A 22,349-nucleotide genomic window follows, 5' to 3' on the forward strand; every position below is an offset into this window, starting at 1 on the left:
ACCGTCGCCCAGACAATCCGAACCGGGACCTCGTGAAGGATATCGGGCCCGGTCTCGTCAATGGATGTGGGAACCGCCGTTGACGTCGTACGTCGCCCCGGTGAGGTAGCCCGACTCAGGGCGCGCGAGGAAGGCGATCACGTCGGCCACGTCCTCGACGCTGCCGATCCGGCGGACCGGAACGTCCGCGATCATGGCCGCCTTGCGCTCCCCGTCCAGTTTGCCCTGTGTGATGTCGGTGTCGATCAGGCCCGGGGCGACGGAGTTGACGGTCACACCGGAAGGACCGAGTTCGCGGGCGAGGGAGCGGGCGAAGCCGAGGAGCGCTGCCTTGGCCGCCGAGTACGCCACTCCCCCGAACACCCCGCCGCCGCGTTCGGCCGAGACGGACGACAGGAATACGATCCGGCCGAAGCCCCGTTCGGCCATCCCCGCCGCCACACGGTGCGTGACCAGGAAGCTGCCGCGGACGTTGACGTCGAAGATCCTGTCCCACTCCGTGGATGTCACGTCGAGGAAGCGGGTCGGGGAGGTGATCCCCGCGTTGTTCACCAGGACACCGACCGGCGGCAGCGCCGCCTCCGTCTGCGCCAGCGCGGCGCCGACCGCGTCGGCGTCGCAGACGTCCGCCGCCACGCCCAGGGCCTCCACCCCGTGCTGGGCGGCAACCTCCCGGGCGGCCTCCTGGGCGGCCTCCTTGTCGAGATCGAGTACGGCGATGTGGTATCCGGATGCGGCGAGCGCGTGCGCGGTGGCGCGCCCGATGCCGCGACGGGAGCCGGCACCGGTGATGACGGCGGTGCGGGAGATGTGATCAACGGACATACGGTTCTCCTGAGGGTGGGAAGGTCGGTGGTCTGGGGTCAGAGGGCGTGCCTCACCCGCTCCTTGATCGCTGCGACCGAGAGTCCGTAGCGGTCGTGGAGTGTGGGCAGTGCTCCCGCGGCGAGGAACTCGTCCGGCAGCCCGATCGGGACGATGCCCGCCGTCTGCCGGGCGAAGGCCAGGCAGGAGGCGACGGACTCGGCGAGACCTCCGACGACGCTGTGGTTCTCGAGCGTCACCACGAGACGTCCCTTTGCCGCCTCCCGCAGCACGGTCTCGCGGTCGAAGGGCTTGATCGTCGGTACGTGGAGGACGGCGACGTCGACATGGTCGGCCGCGAGTTCCTCGGCAACGGTCAGTGCCCGTACCGTCATCAGACCCGTGGAGATGAACAACACATCGCGTCCGTCGCGTAGTTGTGCCGCCTTGCCGACTTCGAACCGGTAGTCGTACTCGTCCAGGACCGTGGGTACGGCCCCGCGCAGCAGCCGCATGTAGGTGGGGCCCGGGTGGGCGGCCAGCGCCGGAACGGCCTGTTCGATGTCGACGGAGTCCGCGGGGTCCACGATCGTCAGTCCGGGCATGCCGCGCAGGATGGCGAGGTCCTCGGTCGCCTGGTGGCTCGGTCCGTAGCCGGTGGTCAGGCCGGGCAGGGCGCCCACGACGTTGACGTTCAGCTGTGGCTCGGCGATGTCGAGGCAGAGGAAGTCGTAGGCGCGGCGGGTGGCGAAGACGGGATAGGTGGAGGCGAACGGGGTCAGGCCCACCTCGGCCAGTCCCGCAGCCGCGCCCAGCATCACCTGTTCCGCCATGCCCATCTGGAAGAAGCGTCCGGGGTGGGCCTCCCGGAAGACGTGCATGTCGGTGTACTTGGCCAGGTCCGCGGAGAGACCGACCACGTCCGGGCGTTCGTCGGCGAGGCGAGCGAGTGCGCGGCCGAAGGGCGCCTTGGTGGTGCGCTGCCCCTCCTCGGCGATCGAGGCGATCATCGCGGACGTGGTCAGCTTGCGCCCTGGGGCCCTGGACGGCACGAAGGTGCTCATCGAACGGTTTCCTCTCCCTCGGCGGCTGTGTGGTGCTGCTCCGTCAACTGGTCACGGGCGAGCTGCCATTCGTGTTCCTCGACTCGCATGAAGTGCGCCTTCTCCCGGCTCTCCAGCATCGGCACGCCACATCCGATCCGGGTGTCACAGATGACCACGGCTGGTGAACCACGGTGCCCGCGCAGGCTGTCGAAGGCCCCGACGAGCGCCTCGATGTCGTTGCCGTCCACCCGGACCGCGTGCCAGCCGAACGCCTCCCACTTGGCCGTGACCGGCTCGGTGCGCAGCACGCCCTTGGTGGGGCCGTCCGCCTGGAGGGCGTTGACGTCGACGAGGGCGGTGACGTTGTCCAGACCGTGGTGTGCGCAGGCGAGCGCCGCCTCCCAGGTGGAGCCCTCGTCCAGTTCACCGTCGGAGAGCAGGTTGTAGACACGTGCGTCGCTGCCCTGGTGGCGCAGGCCGAGCGCCATGCCGGTGGCGACGCCCAGGCCGTGGCCGAGGGAACCGCCGGAGATCTCCATGCCGGGCGTGTAGGAGGCCATGCCCGACATGGGCAGGCGCGAATCGTCGCTTCCGTAGGTGGCGAGTTCCGCGACGTCCAGCACACCGGCCTCCGCGAGCGCCGCGTACAGGGCGATCGCGTAGTGGCCGATCGACAGCAGGAACCTGTCGCGCTGCTGCCAGTCCGGTTCGTCCGCACGGAAGTCGAGGACGTCCTTGTAGACGACGGCCAGAAGGTCGGCCACGCCCAGCGCCTGTCCGATGTAGCCCTGGCCCTGGGTCTCCCCCATGTCCAGCGCGTGCCTGCGGATACGGTGGGCGGAGTCACGCAGGGCTTGGATGCGCCGGGTGGACGACACCCTTGTTTCGGATGCCTGAGTGGACATCACATCGATCCTCTTCTCTGTCAGCGAGCGGTGGGCAGTGCGGGTTCGGCGGTCGCGGTCATGGCGTGGTCGGCCGCTCGGCGCTCCTCGGCACCCCATGTCTCGCGCGTCATGAAGGTCGCCAGGAGTCCCAGAAACCCGTAGCAGCTGAAGAGAACAGCGGGCCCCACCCATCCGGTGACGGAGTAGAGCGCGGTGGCGATCATGGGGGTGAATCCGGAGACCACTGCGGAGAGTTGGTAGGCCAAGGACGTTCCCGCGGTACGGGTCCTGGTGTCGAAGAGCTCGCAGAACCAGGCCCCTTGAACGCCGGCGAGGCAGTTCTGGCAGATGGCATAGCTGATCACGAAGGCGATCAGGACGAATGCGGCGGTCTCCGTGTTGACCAGCAGGAAGAGCGGGACACCCCAGAGCACGCTGACCGCGCAGCCCAGGAGGTAGACGGGACGACGGCCGACCCGGTCCGACAGACGGGCCCAGAGCACGGTGGCCGCTATGCCGAGCGCGGCCGCGGTGACCAGGGCGGTGAGGGTGGTGGTGCTCGTGACGTCGGGGGCGTCGCCGTCGCCCAGGTAGGACAGCACGAAGGTGACGGAGACGGCGTACCCGGCGGTCTCCGTGATGCGCAGGCAGAAAGCCCGCAGGACGTTGCGCCAGTCCTCCCGCACGACTTCGAGCAGCGGATTCCTGACGACCTCGCCGGACTCCTTGAGCGCTTCGAACTCGGGCGACTCCTCGATCTTCAGCCGGATGAAGATGCCGACCGCGATCAGGACGGCACTGAGCAGGAACGGCACGCGCCAGACCCAGGTGCCGTCCAGGGTGTGCCGACTGAACAGGAAGGCGAGGTTGGCGAGCAGCAGCCCGACCGGGAAACCCGCCTGGGTGATGCCCGTGTACAGGCCACGCCGTCGCCACGGGGCGTGCTCGAAGGTCATCAGGATGGCGCCGCCCCACTCGGCGCCGAAGGCGAGTCCCTGTATGACCCGGACGACCACCAGCAGGATCGGCGCCCAGATCCCGACCGTCTGATAGGTGGGCAGGCACCCGATCAGCACGGTCGCGATGCCCATCAGCAGCAGGGATCCGACCAGCACAGGCTTGCGACCGACACGGTCCCCGAGATGACCGGCCACGATGCCGCCCAGCGGCCGTGCCGCGAAGCCGATGCCCAGGGTCGCGAACGACAGCAGGGTGGCTGAGAGCGGGTCGGAGTCGGGGAAGAACACATCGCCGAAGTAGAGCGCCGCCGCGGTTCCGAAGCCGATGAAGTCGTACGTCTCGATGGTCGCGCCGACTCCGCATCCCACGGCGACCCGCAGCCGCTCGGGCGACCCCTCGGCCGACGGCGGCGCTTTGGACTCAGCCATACCGGTCCTCCTTGACCGTAGGCGAAACTGTTGTCTGTCGACTGTTAACAGTCGAGAGTCGATGCTGAGTCCGACGGCGAGAGCTGTCAACCCATGCGGCGAGATCGGCCAGGAAAGTGCTGACTGTCAACAGACAACACCGATGCGGGTTACTCTGATCACTCGTGGACTTCAAGGAGGGTTCGACCGTGTCCGGTCAGGCGCTGCCCAGTCTCACCCGCTCGACCACCCTTCGGGAGCGCGCGCTCGTGGCGCTGCGGACGGCGATCATCACGGGCCAGTACCGCCCCGGCGACCACCTCGGCGAGGTGGAGATCGCCGAGCACCTGTCGGTGAGCCGGGGCACGGTACGGGAAGCCCTCCGCCACCTCCAGCAGGAAGGGCTCGTCACACCCGGCGCACGCGGCATGCTGCGGGTCTCCCGGCTCACGCCGACCGAGGTCCGGGAGCTCTTCCAGGTCCGGGAGGCGCTGGAGGGCCTGGCGCTGACGCAGATCATCGCCTCACCGCGCAGAAGCGAAGCGGCCGACGCGCTCCGCCAGGCCCTGACGAGGCTCCACGACGCCTTCGCGTCGGGCGCGGACCTGGCGGCGAAGGTCGAGGCCGATCTCGGCTTCCACCTCCTGCTGTGCGAGCTGTCGGGCAATTCGGTGCTTCTCAAGACCTGGCGGCAGCTTGAGGGTCCGATGCGCGTGGTGATCATGAGCGCGGCCGGCGAACGCCGCGAATCGGCCATGTCCGCGACGGCCCATGAGCCCATCGCCGACGCGATCGCCCGCGGAGACGCCGCGGCCGCCCAGCGGATTCTGCACACCCACATGACGTCGGCGATCGAACAGTTGGGCATCGAGCCAGAAGGCGCGCGCAAGACCGCCTGATTCCGACGGTCGATCGCGCCGGGGCCGGCGATGCGATACCGGACCCGGGAAGGGGCCTACGCCCCGCTCCTCCTGTCCGGTTACCAGCGGCTGACCGGCACCCGGTTGTGTCCCTCGGAAGCCGAGGTGACCCGGTTCACCGGCCCTACGAGGAAGCGCCGTTCGGAACGCTCGCACACGACGCGAGCGCGGACCCCATGTTCGTGACCCGAACAGAACCGCCCAGGCAGTGCTGCGCACTCTCCTGGCCGGCACCTGGGCCTGGGCCGACCAGCCGCACACCCCCATCGAAGCCACGCAGGCCCTAACCGGCGCGATGCCGAGCGCCCCGGCGACTGGACGCCCGCGCAGCGGCACTTCCGTGACGGGCACACCGAAACCTGGTGGGCCGCCGACGCCCCGGTCCGGGTGGGGATGCGAGCCCTGGACGGAGCGCCGAGTTCGACAGCCGGCCGAGGGCGGCGCCGTGCGGCCGGACCAGGGCGTCCGGGGCCCCACCACCTTCCCCCGGGAGCAGGCATCCTTGGTCCCCCGGACCGGTACGTGCGGTCATGCGGCGGGGACGACGACCACCGGGCAGTGCGCGCGGTGCAGCAGGACCGGAGCCACCGCTGTCCGGTGCGGCGCGACGGCGGATGTGCGGCGGTGTGAACCGACGACCACCAGACCGGCCTCGCGGGTGGATTCCACCAACGCCTCCGGGGCGCTCGTCCGTACCGTGACGGCCTCCACCGGAACATCGGCGTACCGCTCCCGCAACGCGGCGAGGGCGAAGCGCGGAACGGCCTCCTCGACCTGTTCGTACGAGGTGGCCGGGTCCGGTCGTCGGCACTCCGTGCTCACCGGCGGTGGCAGTGCGGGTGTGACGTGGCGGTGGGACCAGGAGTGCAGGACACGCAGCCGGGTGCCTCGGCGGCGGGCCTCCTCGAAGGCGTAGACCGCGGCCCGCTCGTCCCTGTCGTCCTCCAGGCCCAGCACCACCTCACGCCCCCCGTCGCACGGATGGTCGCCGCGCACGACGAGCAGCGGACCGCGCACATGCCGGGCCAGCCGCAGACTGACGGAACCGAGGAACAGGCCGGCGGTGCGGCCCATGCTCCGGGTGCCGACCACGGTGAGGACCGCGTCGGCGCTCTCGCGCGCCAGCGCCCCCACGGCTCCGCCTTCGGCCGCGACGGCTCGTACGGGGAGGCCTGGGTGCCGCCCCCGGACGCGCGAGAGGGCGGCCTGCAGGATCGGTGCGGCCTCGTCGCGGTCCGGCACGGCGTACACCAGGCGCAGCCCGACGCCACGCCGGACCGCTTCCCCGGCGGCCCAGTCCAGGGCCCTGGTGGAGGAGAGGGTGCCGTCCACCCCGACGACGACTGGCTTGTGAGTCATGGCTCCGCTTCCCTTTCGACAGGCTGTGACCGGGGAGCACCGGGCGGTGGCCCCCTCACGAGGCTGGCCGTGTCCCGCCTCCCCGGGGAGGAGCCGGGAGAACCCCGTGTCGTGCCGAACGGCCCCTGCCCTCAGGGCCGTTCGGGCCGTGGCGCCGCGACGGTGCGGCTCTCACGGGAGCCGTCCATGCCGACGGTGACGGTGCGGTTCATGAACTCCGCCTTGTGGGGGCGGAATACTGATCGGAGGGTTCGCGCGAGGGCTCTGGGTGCGGGCCCGCCGTCGGGCCCGCCGCCTCCCCCGCGGTCAACGCAGCCAGGGGCTGCGGCGCACCAGCGGAAGTCCGGCCCAGAACCTGCCCAGGCCCAGGGTGCCGCCGGCGGCCGTGGCGGCGAACACGACCAGGACGACGGCGTAGACGAGGTGGTACTCCGCGAACGGATTCGTCGACATGCTCGGCGAGCCGTCCGACAGGTGCCGCGCGGGCGGCCATTCGGCGATCCACATCAGCGCCATCATCACGGTGCCGGCGACGGCCGCGAGCCGCAGCGCCACTCCGGCGGCGAGGGCCAGCCCGATGCCGAGCAGCCCCAGCATGAACAGCCAGTCCGCCCAGGTGTCTCCCGCCCAGGAGTGGAAGGTGGACTCCATCGGCCCGACGGCCACGGAGCCGAGGAAGCCGCGCGTCGGCGAGCCGCCGTCGATCCAGCCCTTGCCGGACGGGGTGGCGTAGCCGAGACCGAAGGTCTTGTCGAGGAAGGCCCACAGGAAGACGAACCCGGTGAGCAGACGCAGGGACGCGAGGGCGTAGGCCGCCACCGCGTGCGTTCCGGTCGCCGCCGCGAGGGTGGGCTCGGCCGACGAGGCGGCCCGGCTCCCGCGGAAGGACGGCAGGTGGAGGCCGGGCCTCCGGTGAGGGTTCTCGTGCACGGCCATGATGGACTTCCCTTCGAAAACGGAGGGGACGTGGTGTGATGCCTTCACTCTCGTCGCGTCCGCCGGTCCGCGCCGGATGCCGAAGGTCTGTAACCGTGGGGCTGAACGTCCCTGTCCGCAAGGCCTGTTGGACGACGGCTCGCTACCGGGCGGTGCGAGTGGTAGCGGACCGCGCCGCAGCCGTGATCAGTGGGCGCGCCCGCCGTGCGTCCTGAACCTTTCACGGATCCGTTCGGTCAGGTCGGCGTCCGGGCAGGGGGTGTCGCGGAGCGGGAACGGCAGCCCCAGGGCCTCGTACTTGGCGGCGCCGAGCTTGTGGAACGGCAGGACGTCCAGGCGGTCGACCGTGCCGAGCCCGGCCACGAAGCGGGCGAGGACCTCGACGGACTCCGGTTCGTCCGTCCAGCCGGGCACCAGGACGTATCTGATCCACATGGGGACGCCGAGCCTGTCGAGGCGGGTGGCGAAGTTCAGGGTGGGGCCCAGTTCGCCGCCCGTCAGCCGTCGGTAGGTGGTGACGTCGAAGGACTTGATGTCCAGCAGAACCAGGGCGGTGGCGTCCAGGAGTTCGTGGGTGGCGCGGGCGCCGAGGAAGCCCGAGGTGTCGAGGGCGGTGTGCAGCCCCAGCGCCTTGCTGCGGCGCAGGATCTCACCGGTAAAGCCGGGCTGCAGGAGGGGTTCGCCGCCCGTGAGGGTGACGCCGCCGCCGGCTGTGGTGAGGAAGGCGCGGTACTTCTCGATCTCCGCCATGACCTCGTCGACCGTGGTCTCCTTTCCGTCCCGCATGTGCCAGGTGTCGGGGTTGGCGCAGTACAGGCAGCGCAGCGGACAGCCGGCGACGAACAGGACGAACCGGGTCCCGGGACCGTCCACGCCGGTGGACAGGTCCCAGGAGTGGATCCGGCCCCTGGGCGACGGCATCCGGCTCACATCGATCCGTGGAAGGTGCGGCTGATGACGTCGAGTTGCTGCTCGCGGGTCAGCCGGACGAAGTTGACGGCGTATCCGGAGACGCGCACCGTCAGGTCGGGGTAGTTCTCCGGGTGCTCCATCGCGTCCTGGAGCGTGGCACGGTCGAGGACGTTGACGTTCATGTGGAAGCCGCCCGATGCGGTGTAGGCGTCGAGGATGCCGACGAGGTGGCCCGCGCGTTCCTCGGGGCGGTGGCCCAGTCCCTCCGGGGTGATGGTCGTCGTCAGTGAGATGCCGTCGCGGGCCTGCTCGTACGGCAGTTTGGCGACCGACAGGGCGGAGGCGGCGACCCCGTGCAGGTCGCGGCCGTTCATGGGGTTCGCGCCGGGCGCGAAGGGCCGTCCGGCGCGGCGGCCGTCCGGGGTGTTGCCGGTGTGCTTGCCGTAGACCACGTTGGAGGTGATGGTGAGGACCGACTGGGTGTGCTCGGCGTCCCGGTAGGTGGGGTGCTCGCGCACCTTCGCCATGAACGACTCGACCAGGTGGACGGCGATGTCGTCGGCCCGGTCGTCGTTGTTGCCGTAGGTCGGGAAGTCCCCCTCGGTGCGGAAGTCGACGGCGAGGCCGCCGGCGTCCCGGAACACTTTCACCCGCGCGTACTTGACGGCAGACAGGCTGTCGACGGCAACCGACAGACCGGCGATACCGCAGGCCATGAAACGGTGCACCGGGTGGTCGTGCAGCGCCATCTCTATGCGCTCGTAGGCGTACTTGTCGTGCATGTAGTGGATGACGTTCAGCGCGTCGACGTACGTCGCGGCCAGCCAGTCCAGGACGCGGTCGTACGCCGCCGACAGTTCCTCGTAGTCCAGGTACTCCCCGGTGAGCGGCGGCGCGGCCGGGGCGATCTGCTCGGCGGTCATCTCGTCCCGGCCACCGTTGACCGCGTACAGCAGTGCCTTGGCGAGGTTCACCCGGGCACCGAAGAACTGCATCTGTCGGCCCACGGCCATGGCGGAGACACAGCAGGCGATCGCCGTGTCGTCCCCGGTGCGGGGGCGCGTCAGCTCGTCGGACTCGTACTGGACGGCGCTGGTGTCGATGGAGACCTGCGCACAGAACCGCTTGAAGCCGTCGGGCAGGCGCGGCGACCAGAGCACCGTGAGGTTCGGCTCCGGAGCGGGGCCCAGGTTGTACAGCGTCTGCAGGAAACGGAAGGAGGTCCGGGTGACCAGTGGACGTCCGTCGGCCCCGATGCCGCCCAGGGACTCCGTGACCCACGTCGGGTCACCGGAGAACAGCGCGTCGTACTCGGGAGTGCGCAGGAAGCGCACGATCCGCAGCTTGATGACGAAGTCGTCGATCAGCTCCTGGGCCCGGGTCTCGTCGAGCAGCCCGGCCGTCAGGTCCCGCTGGAGGTAGACGTCGAGGAACGTCGAGGTGCGTCCCAGCGACATCGCGGCGCCGTTCTGTTCCTTGACGGCGGCGAGGTAGCCGAGGTAGAGCCACTGCACGGCTTCGTGGGCGGTCTCGGCGGGGCGGGAGACGTCACAGCCGTACGTGGCGGCCATCCGGGCGAGTTCGCCCAACGCCCTTATTTGTTCGGCGAGTTCCTCCCGGTCGCGGATGACGTCGGCGGTGGAGGTGCGGGCGTCCAGCAGGGCGCGCTCGGCCCTCTTGGCCTCGGTCAGCCGGCCCGTGCCGTAGAGCGCCACGCGCCGGTAGTCGCCGATGATCCGGCCCCGTCCGTAGGAGTCCGGGAGCCCGGTGATGATGCCTGCCCTGCGGGCGGCCCGCATCTCGGGGGTGTAGGCGTCGAAGACGCCGTCGTTGTGGGTCTTGCGGTAGGTGCCGAAAACCCGGCTGACGAACGGGTCGGGCTCGTAGCCGTAGGCGCGCAGGCCGTTCTCGACCATCCGCAGGCCGCCGTTCGGCATGATCGCGCGCTTGAGCGGCGCGTCCGTCTGCAGGCCGACGATCAGTTCGCGCTCGCGGTCGATGTACCCGGGCGCGTGCGAGTTGATCGTCGAAGGGGTCGCGGTGTCGATATCGAGGACGCCCCGGCTTCGCTCCTCGGGGAACAGCGCGACGATCTTCGCCCAGACGGCGAGGGTACGGTCCGTCGGACCGCTGAGGAAGCCGTCGTCACCCTCGTACGGGGTGTAGTTGGCCTGGATGAAGTCACGTACGTCGACCTGTTCGCGCCAGTGTGTCCCGGCGAAGTCCCGCCAGGCGTCGGGGGTTCGGCTGCCCACTGTCGTCGTCGTGGTCGTGGTCATCGCAGGTCCTCTCTTCGGTTCGTCGTACCTGCCTGCGCGTCGGATGCTCGCCGCTGCGCGCCGGTCGGAGGGAGTGCCGACAGGGCACGCGGGGCCGGGCCGCACGGCCCTGCTCCACCAGGCCGAGCGGCCCGGGGATCCGCGCAGCGGACGAAGCCGGACCGCGCCCGCGACCCTGGGCCCATGGACCGTCGGGGGACCCGCGCCCGCGCAGTCGGTCGGGGGCGTCGAGCATGCGACGCTGGTCCAGAGTGGCTGATGGGGACGACGGCCTGTCGGCCGTCGCCTGCCACAGCTCTGCGGCCGGCATCAGTCCCTGAGGGTCGCACTCGGCGCCACGCGGGCGCCGTGGTCCCAGACGGTCGGGGCTCGCTGTCACCGGTGCGCGGGCGTCCGCCGAGGCGGACGCGGGGTTCGGTCCGCCGGGGCCGTGGGCGGGTGGCCCGGTGTACGGTCCGCGGAGGTGTCGGACGGGTGGTCCTCGATCCGGTCCGCGCGAGCGTCGCGCTGTCGGGCCTGCCGCCGCAGCCGCCGTACGAACAGCGAGTCGAACACGGCGCTCAACACGAACGTGAGCGTCGCGGACACGACCAGGAGTACGGCGAACAGCCTCCAGAAGTCGGGAGTCAGTGAGGTACCCACGGTGCTCATCCCCCTCGGTCGGGCGAGTCGTCCCATGCCTTCATGGAACAGCGGGGCCCGAGCCGCCACAGGATGCCGGAAGGCTCGTCCGCCCCGCCGACCGGCCCGGGTGAGGGACCGGACGGCCCATGGCGGGCGGGGAGCGGCAGGCACAGGCTGGCCATGGCGGTTCCTGCAGACCGCCGGGAGGGCGCATCATGATCACCACGCGCACGTCCACGCCCATGCCCACGCCCAGCCTGCCGCGGGCGCTGCCCGCCGAGGACCGGCAGCGGCTGATGCGCGTCGCCCGTGAGGTGGCGTTCACGCAAGGGGAGCGGCTGTTCGAGGAGGGAAGCCGTGCCGACCGCTTCTGGATCGTCCGCATGGGCACGGTCGACCTCGACATGCGGGTGCCGGGCCGTCGGCCGGCCGTCATCGAGTCGCTCCGGCACAACGAACTCGTGGGCTGGTCCTGGCTGTTCGCCCCGCACATGTGGTATCTGGGCGCCGAGGCGACGACGCCGGTGCGGGCGTACGAGTTCGACGCCACGGCCGTCCGTCTGATGTGCCAGGAGGACCCGGCCATGGGCCGCGCCGTCGGCCTGTGGGTCGGCGAGGTGCTCGCCCATCGTCCGCAGAACGCACGGACACGACTGCTGAACCTGAACGTCCCCTGCGGCTTCGGCAGCATCGGCTGAAACCGTCCTCCCGCTCCCCCGCCCCACGGAACCGAAGGAGCTCTCATGCACGACACACCGCACGTCGTCGGCGACGTCATGACCGGCACGGTCACGACAGTCGGTCGAGGGACGGCCTTCAAGGAGATCGTCCAGCTGATGCGGCAAAGGAGGATCAGCGCCGTGCCTGTCGTGGAGGCGGGAGGTCGTGTGGTCGGCATCGTCTCCGAGGCCGACCTGCTGCCCAAGGAGGAATTTCGACACAGCGTTCCAGACCAGTACACCCAGCTGCGGCGCCTTGCCGACCTGGCGAAGGCCGGCGCGGTGACCGCCGAGGAGCTGATGACCGCCCCCGCCCTGACGGTCCGGGCAGGGGCAACACTCGCCCAGGCCGCTCGCACGATGGCCCGGGCCAGGGTCAAGCGGCTTGTGGTGGTCGACGAGGAGGACGTGCTGGAAGGCGTCGTGAGCCGCGCGGACCTGCTGAAGGTCTTTCTCCGCACCGACGAGGAGATCGCCGAGGAGGTCCGGCGCAACATCGTCGCCGACCTCTTCCCCTCCCCGGACTGCGCCATGCGGGTGGATGTCCGGGACGGCGTCGTGCTGCTCGGCGGCCGGATACGGGACACGTCCCTGGTACCGGTGGCGGCTCGTCTGGTCCGTGCCGTCGAGGGTGTGGTGTCCGTCGACTTCGACCTGGAGCCGACCGGAACGTCGGCGCAGTCGCGGGAAGCGACCGTACCGCGGTGAAGGGCGTCGGCGATCCCTCGGGCGAACGCTGCGGCGGCGTACGCGTCGGCCGGCGTCAGGCCGGGCCCGACGAGGGCGAGGGCGGCGCACGTGTCGGCAGGTCTGCCGGTGTGGGGGCCGGCGGTGTGGTGGCCGCGTTCGGCGGTGCCGGGGTGGCGCCGAGGTGGCGCCGGCCAGGTCGCGGCTCGCGGTGACGACGGCGACCGGTTCGCCGGGGCGAAACCGGTGGGCCATACCGATGCGCCAGACTCTGCCCGGACCCGCTCGGCCTCGGAGCTTCAGGTCACCACCGCCGTTGACGCAGGTGTGGCGCGCGCCCGCGTCGTGGAGGGGCCGGGACGCGGTCACCGTCTCGGCCAGGGCCCGGCGGATGACGGGGGTCGGCTGGTCGCGGATGGCGAAGGGGAGGACCGTGCCCATGGCGTGCTCGACGTGGCGCCGCCCCGGAGTGTCAGGCATGGGCCTGGTCCAGAGCGCTCTGGAGGGACTGGACGTAGCCCTGGCTGGTGTAGCTGGCTCCGGAGACGGCGTCGATGTGGGCGTTTTGCGCTCCGAGCGCTTCCCGGGTGAGCCGCGGCAGGGCGTAGGCGGCGATCTGCCGGTCCCGGCCGTTGCGGTCCGGGGCCTGGAGGACCTTCACCGAGGTGATCTTTCCCTCGGCGAGTGTGGCGGCGACCTGCACGGTTCCGTACGGGGTGTCGATGGCATCCCCGGTGAACGTGCCCGTTGCCGTGGGCGTGCCCGGCGACGTACCCGCGGGAGTGTGCGCCGCCGCGGGAGCACGGGGAGTCACACCGGCGAGTATGGGGTTCTGGTGGGGTTTGAGACTGAGCAGAGCGACGACCAGGGTGCTGATCCCGGTGGTCGTGAGGACGGCTCGGCGCATGGCGGTCACCTCAGAAGACGAAGGACTCGTGGTGGATGCGCCGGGCGGGGACGCCGGCTTCGCGCAGGGCTTCGATCGCTGCCCCGGCCATGCCGGGAGGGCCGCAGAGGTAGACGTCGTGCGCGCCCAGGTCGGGGACCAGGGCGCTCAGGGCCCCGGCGGTGAGGGGGGAGGAGTATCCGGCCGGCTCGTCGACGACGTAGTGCACGGTGGCCCGGCGGTGGGCGGCTATCGCGTCGAGTTCACCGCGCAGGGCGAGGTCGATGGCGCGGCGCGCACGGTAGACGAGGGTCACCTGGCCCGGGAGCGTCTCGAAGAGCGCACGCAGGGGGGTGATGCCGACCCCACCGGCGAGGAGCAGGACCTTGGGTGCGGTGCGGCGGTTCGCGGTGAACGCTCCGTAGGGTCCCTCGGCCCACACCCGGGTTCCGGGCCTCAAGCGGGCGAGGGCTGCGCTGTGCCCGCCGGCGGTCTTCACCGTGATGCGCAGGTGGCCGGGGTCGGCGGGGGCGGAGAGGGAATAGGGGTTCGCGGTCCACCACAGTCCGCGGGTGAGGAAACGCCAGCGCAGGAACTGCCCCGGCTCGCCCCCGAGGTCGTCGAGGTGCCGGCCTGTGAGATGGACGGAGACCACGCCGGGTGCTTCGGGGTGGATCGCGGTCACGCTCAGGCGGTGGCGCAGTCCTCGCCGGACGGGGAGGGCGAAGCGGTACCAGGCGACCAGAGCGGCGACGCCGAGGAACAGTGTGTACCAGGCGGCCTGCGCGAAGCGGTTGCCGACGAAGTCGGCTCCGTCGGAAAGCTGGTGGCCGAAGGTGAGGAAGACGGCCAGATAGGTCGCGAAGTGCAGGTAGTGCCAGGTCTCGTAGCTCATCCTGCGCCGGGCGGCACGGGCGGAGAGGATCCCCGTGGCGACCAGCAGCAGGAAACCGGCCGTGCCCTTGAGGAGGTCGGGGTGGTGAAGGACGAGCGTGGATGTCTGCCCGACGACGCTCGTGTGTGAGGTCAGTGAGTAGCCCCAGATGATCAGCAGGGTGTGGGCGAGGGCGAGAGACACGGTGCACCGACCGCCCCAGGCGTGCCAGCGGGCGAGGCGGTCGGTGCCGACGGTGTGGTCCAGGAGCGGCACCCTGGCCATCAACGCCAGCAGGACCGCGCAGGCGTACCCGGCCAGGAGACCGGTGATACGCCCCGCTCCGGTGAGCCAGTCCGCGGGGCCGACCACCGAGGTCGTGTCGCTCCACCACAGGGCCAGTACCCCTGCGGCGCCGGCCCAGATCCCCAGCGGGACCAGCAACAGGGCAGGGGTGCGGCGCGGGCGCCGGTGTCGCATCCCGCGGCTCGCGTACGTCGTGGTCGTGGACGTGGTGGTCATCGGGCTCCTCAGGGACACGGGACACGCTCCGGCGATGGGCGGCCAGCCTCACAGCCCGACCTCTGCGTACCTTCTGAAACGGCCTCGCCGGACCGATTCCGGCTCCGGTTCAGAGGAAACTCAGAGACACACCCCGCCCCGCGGCGGCCCGCGCCGGGGGATGCTGAAGGAACCATGGACGAGCCGCGTACGACATCACTTCTGCACCGCCCGGACGGAGACCCCGTCCGGGTCCTCGTCGTCGACGACGAACCCGACGTCACCGACGTCCTGGCCGGAGTCGTCACCGGTGAGGGGTGGCAGGTGCGCACCGCCGGCGACGGAGCGACCGCGCTGGCGACGGCCCGTGTCTTCCGCCCCGACGCCGTGATACTGGACTGGATGCTCCCCGACCTGGACGGCCTTCAGGTCCTGCGGGCGCTCAGACGGGAGATGCCCGAGGTGTGCGTCCTGTTCCTGACCGCCCGCGACGCGGTCGAGGACCGCATCGCGGGGATCACCGCGGGCGGTGACGACTACGTCACCAAGCCCTACAGTCTGGAGGAGGTCCTGGCCCGGCTGCGCGGGCTGCTGCGGCGGGCCGGAATGACCGCCGGGCAGGGCACGAACCGGCTCACGGTCGGAGACCTCACCATGGACGAGGAGGCCCGGGAGGTCCGGCGCGGCGGGGCCGTCGTCGAGCTGTCCCGCACCGAGTTCGAACTCCTGCGCTTCCTCATGCGCAACCCCCGCCGGGTCCTGTCCAAGGAGCAGATCCTCGACCGGGTGTGGTCCTACGACTTCGGCGGCCGCGCCCACGTCGTCGAGCTCTACATCAGCTACCTGCGCAAGAAGATCGACGCCGGACGCTCCCCGATGATCCACACCGTGCGCGGCGTCGGCTACGTCCTCAAGCCGGAAGCCTCGTGAGGCGCCCGCCGCCCCGCACCCTGCGCGGCCAGCTCACCGCCGGACTCGTCACCCTGCTCGCTCTGGCCTGCCTCGCCGTCGGGATCACCACCGCTCTCGCTCTGCGGGGTTTCCTGATGGGCCGCCTGGACGAGCAGCTCTCCGCGTCCGGCGGGCGGTTCGCGGCCAGCCTGGAGCACGAGGCCGACCCCGACGCCGACAACCGCCCCGACACCCGGGGTCAGGCCGACGCGACCTTCGGCGCGCGTCTCCTCGACGGCCACGTCACCCAGGCCGCCGTTGTCGACGACGCCACCGACCGCCCCCTCCGCCTCACTCCCGGGGAGCAGCGCGCCCTGGCCGGAATCCCCGTGGACGGGAAGGGGCACAGCATCCGCCTCTCCGGTCTGGGCGAATACCGTGTCACGGCTGTCCGGGGCGACGACCAGGACATCCTGATCACCGGGCTGCCCCTGCACCCGGTCGAAGAAACCGTCCACCGCCTCCAAGCGGTCGAGGCGGTGCTGTTCGCTGCCGCCCTGTCGGCCACCGGGATCGCCGGGGCCGCGTGGGTGCGTTTCTCCCTCCTCCCTCTGCAGAAGGTCACCGCCCGTGCGACCGAGGTCGCCGGACTGCCACTGGCCGGCGGCGAGGTCGCCATGCCCGCGCCGCTCCCCGACACCGACCCCCGTACCGAGGTCGGCCGGGTCGGCAACGCCCTCAACCACATGCTCGGCCACATCGAGGACGCCCTGACCCGTCGCCACGCGAGTGAGGAGAGGCTCCGCCACTTCGCCGCCGACGCCAGCCACGAACTGCGCACCCCCGTCGCCAACATCCGCGGCCACGCCGAGCTCGCCCTCCGCCACAACGGCCCCGTCCCCACCGAAGTCCGCCATGCCCTGGAACGCATCGACAGTGAGTCCCGGCGCATGACCCGCCTCGTCGACGACCTGCTGCTCCTCGCGCGACTCGATGCCGGGCGGCCCCTCGAACACGAGCCGGTCGACCTGACGCTGCTGATCCTCGACGCGACCGAGGACGCCCGCGCCGCCGGCCCCGGCCACCACTGGCTCCTCGACCTCCCCGAAGAACCGGTCGTCGTCACCGGGGACGCCCATCGCCTCCACCAGGCGATCGGCAACCTTCTTGCCAACGCCCGAACCCACACGCCGGCCGGCACCGAAGTGACCGTCACGCTCAGCAGGCAACAGGGCACCGTCCTCGTGAACGTGAGTGACAACGGCCCCGGGATCCCCGGCACACTCCAGGCCGACGTCTTCGGCCGTTTCGTCCGCGCCGACCACGCCCGCTCCCGCAGCACCGGAAGCACCGGACTCGGCCTCGCCATCGTCGACGCCGTCATCACCGCCCACGGCGGAACCGCCACGGTCACCAGCGGCCCCGGACACACCACCTTCCGCCTCACACTCCCCGGCTAGACCGGTCGCCCTGCCGGACCGGCGGAGAGCAGGCGACGCCGCACCGCTCCACCTCACGAAGAAGACTGCAACGGACGGTCAGGACAGGACAGGTCAGGACCGAGCACGCGCGCGAAGCCGGATGTCACGACGCTGATCCGACCCACCGGTCCGCCGGCGCCCTCAGCAGCACGCCACCTGCGATTTCACCACCACCGCAACCAATCCGACCGCTCAGAGGGAACGGATTACGCCCGGACATGTCCCGACCGTGGAGGCCCTCGGTGAAAGAAGCAGTACATATCGGCCGAAATCCGGCGACGGAACCTGACCTCCAGGATCTGGTCGCCCAGGTGGCACTGGGTGACGAGGACGCCTTCACCCGTGTCTACGACACCGTCGCCGGGCCGGTACTGGGTTTGGTGCGGGCCGTCCTGCGCGATCGCGCGCAGTCGGAGGAGGTGGCACAGGAGGTGCTGGTGGAGGTGTGGCGGACCGCTCCCCGCTACCGCCCCGACCGAGGGACGGCCATCAACTGGATCCTCACCCTGGCACATCGCAGGGCGGTGGACCGGGTGCGCTCGGTGGAGGCCGCGGTGGTCCGGGACCACAAGGCAGCCCTCCTGGAGCGGACGCCCGAGTTCGACGATGTGACCGAGCAGGTGGAGGCACGGCTGGAGCGGGAACAGGTGCGGCGCTGCCTGCGCACGCTGACCGAGATCCAGCGCCAGGCGGTCACCCTGGCGTACTACCGCGGACTGACCTATCGCCAGGTGGCCGAGGCGCTGTCACTGCCCCTCGGGACCGTGAAGACCCGTCTGCGCGACGGACTCATCCGACTGCGCGACTGCCTGGGGGTGACCGCATGACCACCGCCGAACTGCACCGTCTGACCGGCGCCTACTCCCTGCACGCACTGTCCGACGAGGAGCACGAGGCGTTCGAGCGTCACCTCGCGGACTGCGAGCCGTGCGCGCAGGAGACCGCCGAGCTGTGCGCGACAGCGGCCCGACTGGGCCTCGCCGTCTCCACCACCCCGCCTCCGGTGATGCGCGAACGGGTGCTGCGCAGGATCGCCACCGTCCGGCAGGAGGCTCCCGGCGGATCGACGCCGAGCCGCCCGGGCGGGGTCCGGCCGCGCACCCGGCCGCTGTCCCGGTGGACACTCGCCGCCTGCCTGGCGGCGGCCGCGGCGCTCGGTGGGACCACCGTCTGGCAGTACCAGCGTGCCGAGGAAGCGGTCGAACAGGCGCGCCGCGCCGAGCGCGGGGCGGACGAGATCGCGGCAGTGCTGGCCGCGCCGGACGCACGGAGCCGCAGCGGCGAACTGGCAGGCGGGGCCAGCGGCACCGTGGTCGTCTCCCGCAGCCTGGACAGGGCCGTGTTCGTGGCCTCCGGGCTGGCGCGTCCGTCCGGAGACAAGGTCTACCAGCTGTGGTTCGACGACGACGGCACGATGCGGTCCGCCGGTCTCATGGACCCCCGGCGCAGGGACCAGACCGTGCTGATGCGCGGAGCACTCGACGGGGCGTCCGGCATGGGCGTGACCGTCGAACCCGCCGGCGGCTCGAAGCAGCCGACGTCCGCCCCGCTCGCGGTCATGTCCTTCCCGGGCTGAACGGCTTGCCTCAGCCCTCCCATGCCGTCGCATCCACGCCGCCGGGACGGGAAGACCCCGCTGCTCGCTCCCGAGGAGCGGGCCCGGCTACGCCGGGTGTGTGGGCTCACCGAAGGACCGGTGGCCGACGCTTTCGGCGTGGCGGTGGCGATGCTCAGGTCCTGGGAGGCAGGGCGCTCCGCACCGCAGGGCCTGTGCCGGGCCGCCCAGGCCGCCTTCCTGGGCGGGCCGGCCCACGGACCGGTCCCCGGATACGCGAGCCCGTCCACAGGTCTTCGCCGGGGTCACCGAGAGGACCGGAGCGGCCCCGGACTCCGTTCGGGACGGACGACGTCCATGATCCGACGAGTCAGTGGCTCAGTGCCGAGCAACCGCGTCGCCAGCCCGGTGAGCGTCGGCGCGTGCCGCCGCACGAGCACGCCGAAGGCCTCCTCACCCACACCGCCACGCGAACCGCCAGAGAGTGTCCTCCGTGGATGCCGAACTCGCCAGGAACGCGATCCGAAGTCCATGTCATCCGTAGCCGAGGCGTGAACGGATTGGCCGGAAAGGGAAATTCATCCGATCGTGGGGCAGACCAATCCGCGCGGCTGTCGGAACCGGATTCCCCGCGTGACGGAGAACGAGAAGGAACCATCTGACCGGCGCGGCCTGACGCGGCCGCTGCTGGGTGCGCTCAGCGGCGCACTCGCGGGCTTCACGGCGCTCGCCGTCGCGGAGCTCGTGTCGGTGGCCGTGCGCCCGCAGGCGGGTCCGGTCGTCGCGGTGGGCGGTGCGGCGATCGACCGGACGCCCGCGGCGGTCAAGGACTGGGCGATCCGGCATTTCGGCACGGACGACAAGCTGGTTCTCCAACTGGGAATCCTCGCGGGACTGGCCCTGTTCGCGTTGGGGCTGGGCATCGCGGCGCTGCGGTTCCGGCGTACCGGGGCTGCGGGCGTGCTGCTGTTCGGGGCCGTCGGCGCGGTCGCGGCGACCGGCAGGCCCGACTCGACCGGCATGGCCGACGCGCTGCCGTCGGCCGTAGGCGCCGCCGCCGGAGCCGTCCTCCTTTACGTGCTGACGGGTCGCCTCGCTCCACGAGAACACGGGACGCCCGAGGGCGCGGTACGGCCGGAAGCGGACGGGGACCGTCGTGGTTTCGTGGTCGCGGCGACAGCCGCTGCCGCCGCCTCGGCCGGGGCCGGTCTGCTCGGCCGGACGCTCAACGCCTCCCGAGGACAGGACGCGGTCGCCTACCGCGACCGGCTCTCCCTGCCCCGCCCCGCCTCCCCGGCTGCTGCCGTTCCCCGGGGCGCCGGGCTCCGGATTCCCGGTGTCAGCCCCTTCACCACACCGAACGGCGGCTTCTACCGCGTCGACACCGCCCTGGTGGTGCCGAAGGTGGACGCGGCCGGCTGGCGGCTCCGCGTCCACGGCAGGGGCGTCACCCGGCCCCTCACTCTGTCCTTCGACGCCCTGCTGCGACGTGAGCTGATCGAGCGGGACATCACGCTCACCTGTGTCTCCAACGAGGTCGGCGGGCCCTATGTCGGCAACGCCCGCTGGATCGGCGTACGCCTGGCGGACGTGTTGGCCGAGTGCGGAGTGCGGCCGCCGTCGAAGGGCGGGCCGGCCGATCAGCTGGTCGCGCGCTCGGTGGACGGCATGACGATCGGCAGTCCCGTCGAGGATCTGATGGACGGCCGCGACGCCCTTCTCGCTCTCGGCATGAACGGCCAACCGCTGCCCTTCGAACACGGCTTCCCGGTCCGCATGGTGGTGCCCGGCCTGTACGGCTTCGTCTCCGCCTGCAAGTGGATCAAGGACATCGAGCTCACCACCTTCGACTCCTACGACCCCTACTGGGTCAAGCGCGGCTGGGCCCGCGACGCCCCGATCAAGACCCAGTCGCGGATCGACACACCCAAACCGTTCGCCCGTCCCAAGGCCGGCACGGTCATGGTCGCCGGGGTCGCCTGGGCCCAGCATCGCGGTATCGACAAGGTCGAGGTCCGTATCGACGACGGCCCGTGGCAGCGGGCCCGGCTCGCCGCCGAGGACACCCGCGACACCTGGCGCCAGTGGTCCTACCCCTGGCAGGCGGCCAGGGGCGGCCACACCCTCACCGTGCGCGCCACCGACCGTACCGGCCGGGTGCAGACCGAGAAACGCACCCGGACCGTCCCGGACGGGGCGAGCGGATGGCACTCCGTGGTCGTCACCGTCGACTGACCGCTTCCCTGACCACTTTCCCCTTTCCCCCAAAGCAGGCAGCACCCGCTGCCGTGACAAGCAGGAGAAACATCGTGAACACCCGAATCCGCCGCATCGCCGTGACCGTCGCCGCAGCGGCCGTCCTCCCGCTGGCCCTGAGTGCCTGCTCCGACAGCGGCGGCGACTCGACCAAGTCGGACTCCTCGTCCAAGGCGTCGGCCTCCGCATCGGACGACGGCATGACCGGATCCGGCAGCACCACCGCCATGGACAAGCCGTTCGGTTCCGCCTGCTCCGCGGTACCCACCAGCGGTGCCGGTTCCTTCGACGGCATGGCCAAGGACCCGGTCGCCACGGCCGCCTCCAACAACCCCGCCCTGTCCACCCTGGTGGCGGCGGTGAAGAAGGCCGGCCTGGTCGACACCCTGAACAACGCCCAGGACATCACCGTGTTCGCGCCGACCAACGACGCCTTCGCCAAGATCCCGAAGGCCACCCTGGACAAGGTCCTGAACGACAAGGCCCAGCTGACGAAGATCCTCACCTACCACGTCGTCGGCCAGAAGCTCACCCCGAAGGACCTCGAGAACGGCTCCTTCGACACTCTGGAGAAGTCCAGGCTCACCACCTCCGGCTCCGGCGAGTCCTACACCGTCAATGACTCCGCGAAGGTCGTCTGCGGCAACGTGAAGACCGCCAACGCCAACGTGTACATCATCGACACCGTTCTCATGCCCACCAACTGACGCACCGCCGCCTGCCGAGCACCGCGGACCGCGGTGCCCGGCAGGCCCGTCTCCGTCACATGGAATGGACCAAGGAACATGCCGGCGCTCTTCCGCCTACGCGTCCTCGCCGTCTGCGGCACCCGACTGTGGTGCGCCGGGACGGGACCACTGACCCCCGGCCTCAGCTGGGCCGTACACGACGAACTGACCGAACTGTGCGCCGGCATGTCCGTGACCGGCCTCGACCTACGGCAACTCCTGCTGCCCACCGACGACTTCCTGCCGAGCGTGCCGTGGCCGGACGGCCTGAACACCATCCATCTGCTGGCCCCGGACGCACTACGCTCCCGCACCACCGACGACCGACGAGTCCACTGGCACAGTGACCTGCGGACGGCCTGGGAGGCGTGGTGCGGCCACCTCATCTGATCACCGGCCAGACATTCACCGCTCCGCCCGCGCCCGAGCTTGCGTGAAGGCGCACGTCACAGAACCGGTTCGGAGCGGGTTCGCTCCGCGCGAGGGCGGAGCACAGCAGAGAACGTGATCTCCGCGGTGGAACGCGTCACCGGCCTGGAGGTCGCCGAGGTGAACATCACCGTAAACGACGTCCGGCTCCGCGAGGACGAGGACGCCCCCACGGCCACGACCGAGACCCGCGTGGCCTGGCCACGGC

At 71.0% G+C, this 22,349-nt stretch carries 21 protein-coding genes and 1 pseudogene; 11 read left to right on the plus strand and 11 right to left on the minus strand.

The window, feature by feature from the left end; all coding sequences use genetic code 11:
* Positions 1-57 precede the first annotated feature (57 nt).
* Genes PYR72_RS03285 through PYR72_RS03300 form a run of 4 tightly spaced genes read right to left on the minus strand, consistent with a single transcriptional unit; the run spans position 58 to position 4,125 of the window.
* Entirely contained in the window at positions 58-825 is a 768-nt protein-coding gene (locus tag PYR72_RS03285) for an SDR family NAD(P)-dependent oxidoreductase (RefSeq protein ID WP_275453773.1), read from the minus strand.
* 38 nt (positions 826-863) lie between these two features.
* On the minus strand, positions 864-1,868 hold the full coding sequence (locus PYR72_RS03290; protein ID WP_275453774.1) for a transketolase C-terminal domain-containing protein: 1,005 nt from the start codon (positions 1,866-1,868) through the stop codon (positions 864-866).
* Positions 1,865-2,755, minus strand: a complete 891-nt coding sequence (locus PYR72_RS03295; RefSeq protein WP_275453775.1) for a transketolase — start codon at positions 2,753-2,755, stop codon at positions 1,865-1,867. Before PYR72_RS03295 ends, PYR72_RS03290 begins: the two co-directional genes overlap by 4 nt.
* A gap of 20 nt (positions 2,756-2,775) precedes the next feature.
* Complete coding sequence (locus tag PYR72_RS03300) at positions 2,776-4,125, minus strand: MFS transporter (RefSeq protein WP_275453776.1); 1,350 nt, start codon at positions 4,123-4,125, stop codon at positions 2,776-2,778.
* Positions 4,126-4,289: 164 nt separating this feature from the next.
* On the opposite strand from PYR72_RS03300, the gene PYR72_RS03305 reads away from it, so the two are divergent.
* Positions 4,290-5,003, plus strand: a complete 714-nt coding sequence (locus PYR72_RS03305; protein ID WP_275453777.1) for a GntR family transcriptional regulator — start codon at positions 4,290-4,292, stop codon at positions 5,001-5,003.
* A 549-nt stretch (positions 5,004-5,552) separates the two neighbouring features.
* Here PYR72_RS03305 and PYR72_RS03310 read toward each other — a convergent pair.
* From PYR72_RS03310 to PYR72_RS03330, 5 genes are all read right to left on the minus strand, one after another.
* Positions 5,553-6,383, minus strand: a complete 831-nt coding sequence (locus PYR72_RS03310) for a universal stress protein (RefSeq protein WP_275453778.1) — start codon at positions 6,381-6,383, stop codon at positions 5,553-5,555.
* A gap of 306 nt (positions 6,384-6,689) precedes the next feature.
* Positions 6,690-7,319, minus strand: coding sequence for a DoxX family membrane protein (locus PYR72_RS03315; RefSeq protein WP_275453779.1), 630 nt, complete (start codon positions 7,317-7,319; stop codon positions 6,690-6,692).
* Positions 7,320-7,505: 186 nt separating this feature from the next.
* On the minus strand, positions 7,506-8,240 hold the full coding sequence (gene pflA / locus PYR72_RS03320; RefSeq protein ID WP_275453780.1) for a pyruvate formate-lyase-activating protein: 735 nt from the start codon (positions 8,238-8,240) through the stop codon (positions 7,506-7,508).
* Between the two features lie 5 nt (positions 8,241-8,245).
* Positions 8,246-10,510, minus strand: coding sequence for a formate C-acetyltransferase (gene pflB / locus PYR72_RS03325; RefSeq protein ID WP_275453781.1), 2,265 nt, complete (start codon positions 10,508-10,510; stop codon positions 8,246-8,248).
* A 375-nt stretch (positions 10,511-10,885) separates the two neighbouring features.
* Entirely contained in the window at positions 10,886-11,152 is a 267-nt protein-coding gene (locus PYR72_RS03330; RefSeq protein WP_275453782.1) for a hypothetical protein, read from the minus strand.
* A 197-nt stretch (positions 11,153-11,349) separates the two neighbouring features.
* Between PYR72_RS03330 and PYR72_RS03335 the strand changes: the two genes are divergently transcribed.
* Together PYR72_RS03335 and PYR72_RS03340 are read left to right on the plus strand one after the other, a co-directional pair.
* Complete coding sequence (locus PYR72_RS03335) at positions 11,350-11,832, plus strand: cyclic nucleotide-binding domain-containing protein (RefSeq protein WP_275453783.1); 483 nt, start codon at positions 11,350-11,352, stop codon at positions 11,830-11,832.
* 45 nt (positions 11,833-11,877) lie between these two features.
* Positions 11,878-12,561 (plus strand): CBS domain-containing protein, encoded by a 684-nt coding sequence (locus PYR72_RS03340; RefSeq protein WP_275453784.1) that lies wholly within the window; start codon positions 11,878-11,880, stop codon positions 12,559-12,561.
* A gap of 451 nt (positions 12,562-13,012) precedes the next feature.
* Here the strand turns inward: PYR72_RS03340 and PYR72_RS03345 are convergent, their stop codons facing one another.
* Both PYR72_RS03345 and PYR72_RS03350 read right to left on the minus strand, forming a co-directional pair.
* Positions 13,013-13,447 carry an FMN-binding protein gene (locus PYR72_RS03345; protein WP_275453785.1) on the minus strand — a complete coding sequence of 145 codons (435 nt, stop codon included), beginning with the start codon at positions 13,445-13,447 and terminating at the stop codon, positions 13,013-13,015.
* A gap of 10 nt (positions 13,448-13,457) precedes the next feature.
* Positions 13,458-14,822, minus strand: a complete 1,365-nt coding sequence (locus tag PYR72_RS03350) for a ferredoxin reductase family protein (RefSeq protein WP_275453786.1) — start codon at positions 14,820-14,822, stop codon at positions 13,458-13,460.
* A gap of 174 nt (positions 14,823-14,996) precedes the next feature.
* On the opposite strand from PYR72_RS03350, the gene PYR72_RS03355 reads away from it, so the two are divergent.
* The 8 genes and pseudogenes from PYR72_RS03355 to PYR72_RS03390 form a co-directional block, all read left to right on the plus strand.
* Positions 14,997-15,731: a response regulator transcription factor gene (locus tag PYR72_RS03355; RefSeq protein WP_275453787.1), complete on the plus strand. Its 735-nt coding sequence runs from the start codon at positions 14,997-14,999 to the stop codon at positions 15,729-15,731.
* Positions 15,728-17,152, plus strand: a complete 1,425-nt coding sequence (locus tag PYR72_RS03360; protein ID WP_275453788.1) for a HAMP domain-containing sensor histidine kinase — start codon at positions 15,728-15,730, stop codon at positions 17,150-17,152. Before PYR72_RS03355 ends, PYR72_RS03360 begins: the two co-directional genes overlap by 4 nt.
* 263 nt (positions 17,153-17,415) lie before the next feature.
* Positions 17,416-18,000, plus strand: a complete 585-nt coding sequence (locus PYR72_RS03365) for a sigma-70 family RNA polymerase sigma factor (protein ID WP_275453789.1) — start codon at positions 17,416-17,418, stop codon at positions 17,998-18,000.
* The gene (locus PYR72_RS03370) at positions 17,997-18,749 is read left to right on the plus strand and encodes an anti-sigma factor (protein WP_275453790.1); all 753 of its coding nucleotides are present in this window, start codon (positions 17,997-17,999) and stop codon (positions 18,747-18,749) included. The genes PYR72_RS03365 and PYR72_RS03370 overlap by 4 nt, the downstream gene beginning before the upstream one ends.
* Positions 18,750-19,361: 612 nt before the next feature.
* On the plus strand, positions 19,362-20,963 hold the full coding sequence (locus tag PYR72_RS03375) for a sulfite oxidase (RefSeq protein ID WP_275453791.1): 1,602 nt from the start codon (positions 19,362-19,364) through the stop codon (positions 20,961-20,963).
* 74 nt (positions 20,964-21,037) lie between these two features.
* A complete protein-coding gene (locus tag PYR72_RS03380; RefSeq protein ID WP_275453792.1) occupies positions 21,038-21,691 on the plus strand; it encodes a fasciclin domain-containing protein in 654 nt (217 codons plus the stop codon).
* Positions 21,692-21,769: 78 nt separating this feature from the next.
* A complete protein-coding gene (locus PYR72_RS03385; RefSeq protein ID WP_275453793.1) occupies positions 21,770-22,102 on the plus strand; it encodes a hypothetical protein in 333 nt (110 codons plus the stop codon).
* A gap of 108 nt (positions 22,103-22,210) precedes the next feature.
* Positions 22,211-22,339: pseudogene (locus PYR72_RS03390) on the plus strand (Asp23/Gls24 family envelope stress response protein); the annotation flags it as partial.
* Positions 22,340-22,349 lie beyond the last annotated feature (10 nt).

The organism is Streptomyces sp. VNUA24, from assembly GCF_029167005.1.
Classification (GTDB): Bacteria; Actinomycetota; Actinomycetes; order Streptomycetales; family Streptomycetaceae; genus Streptomyces; species Streptomyces scabiei.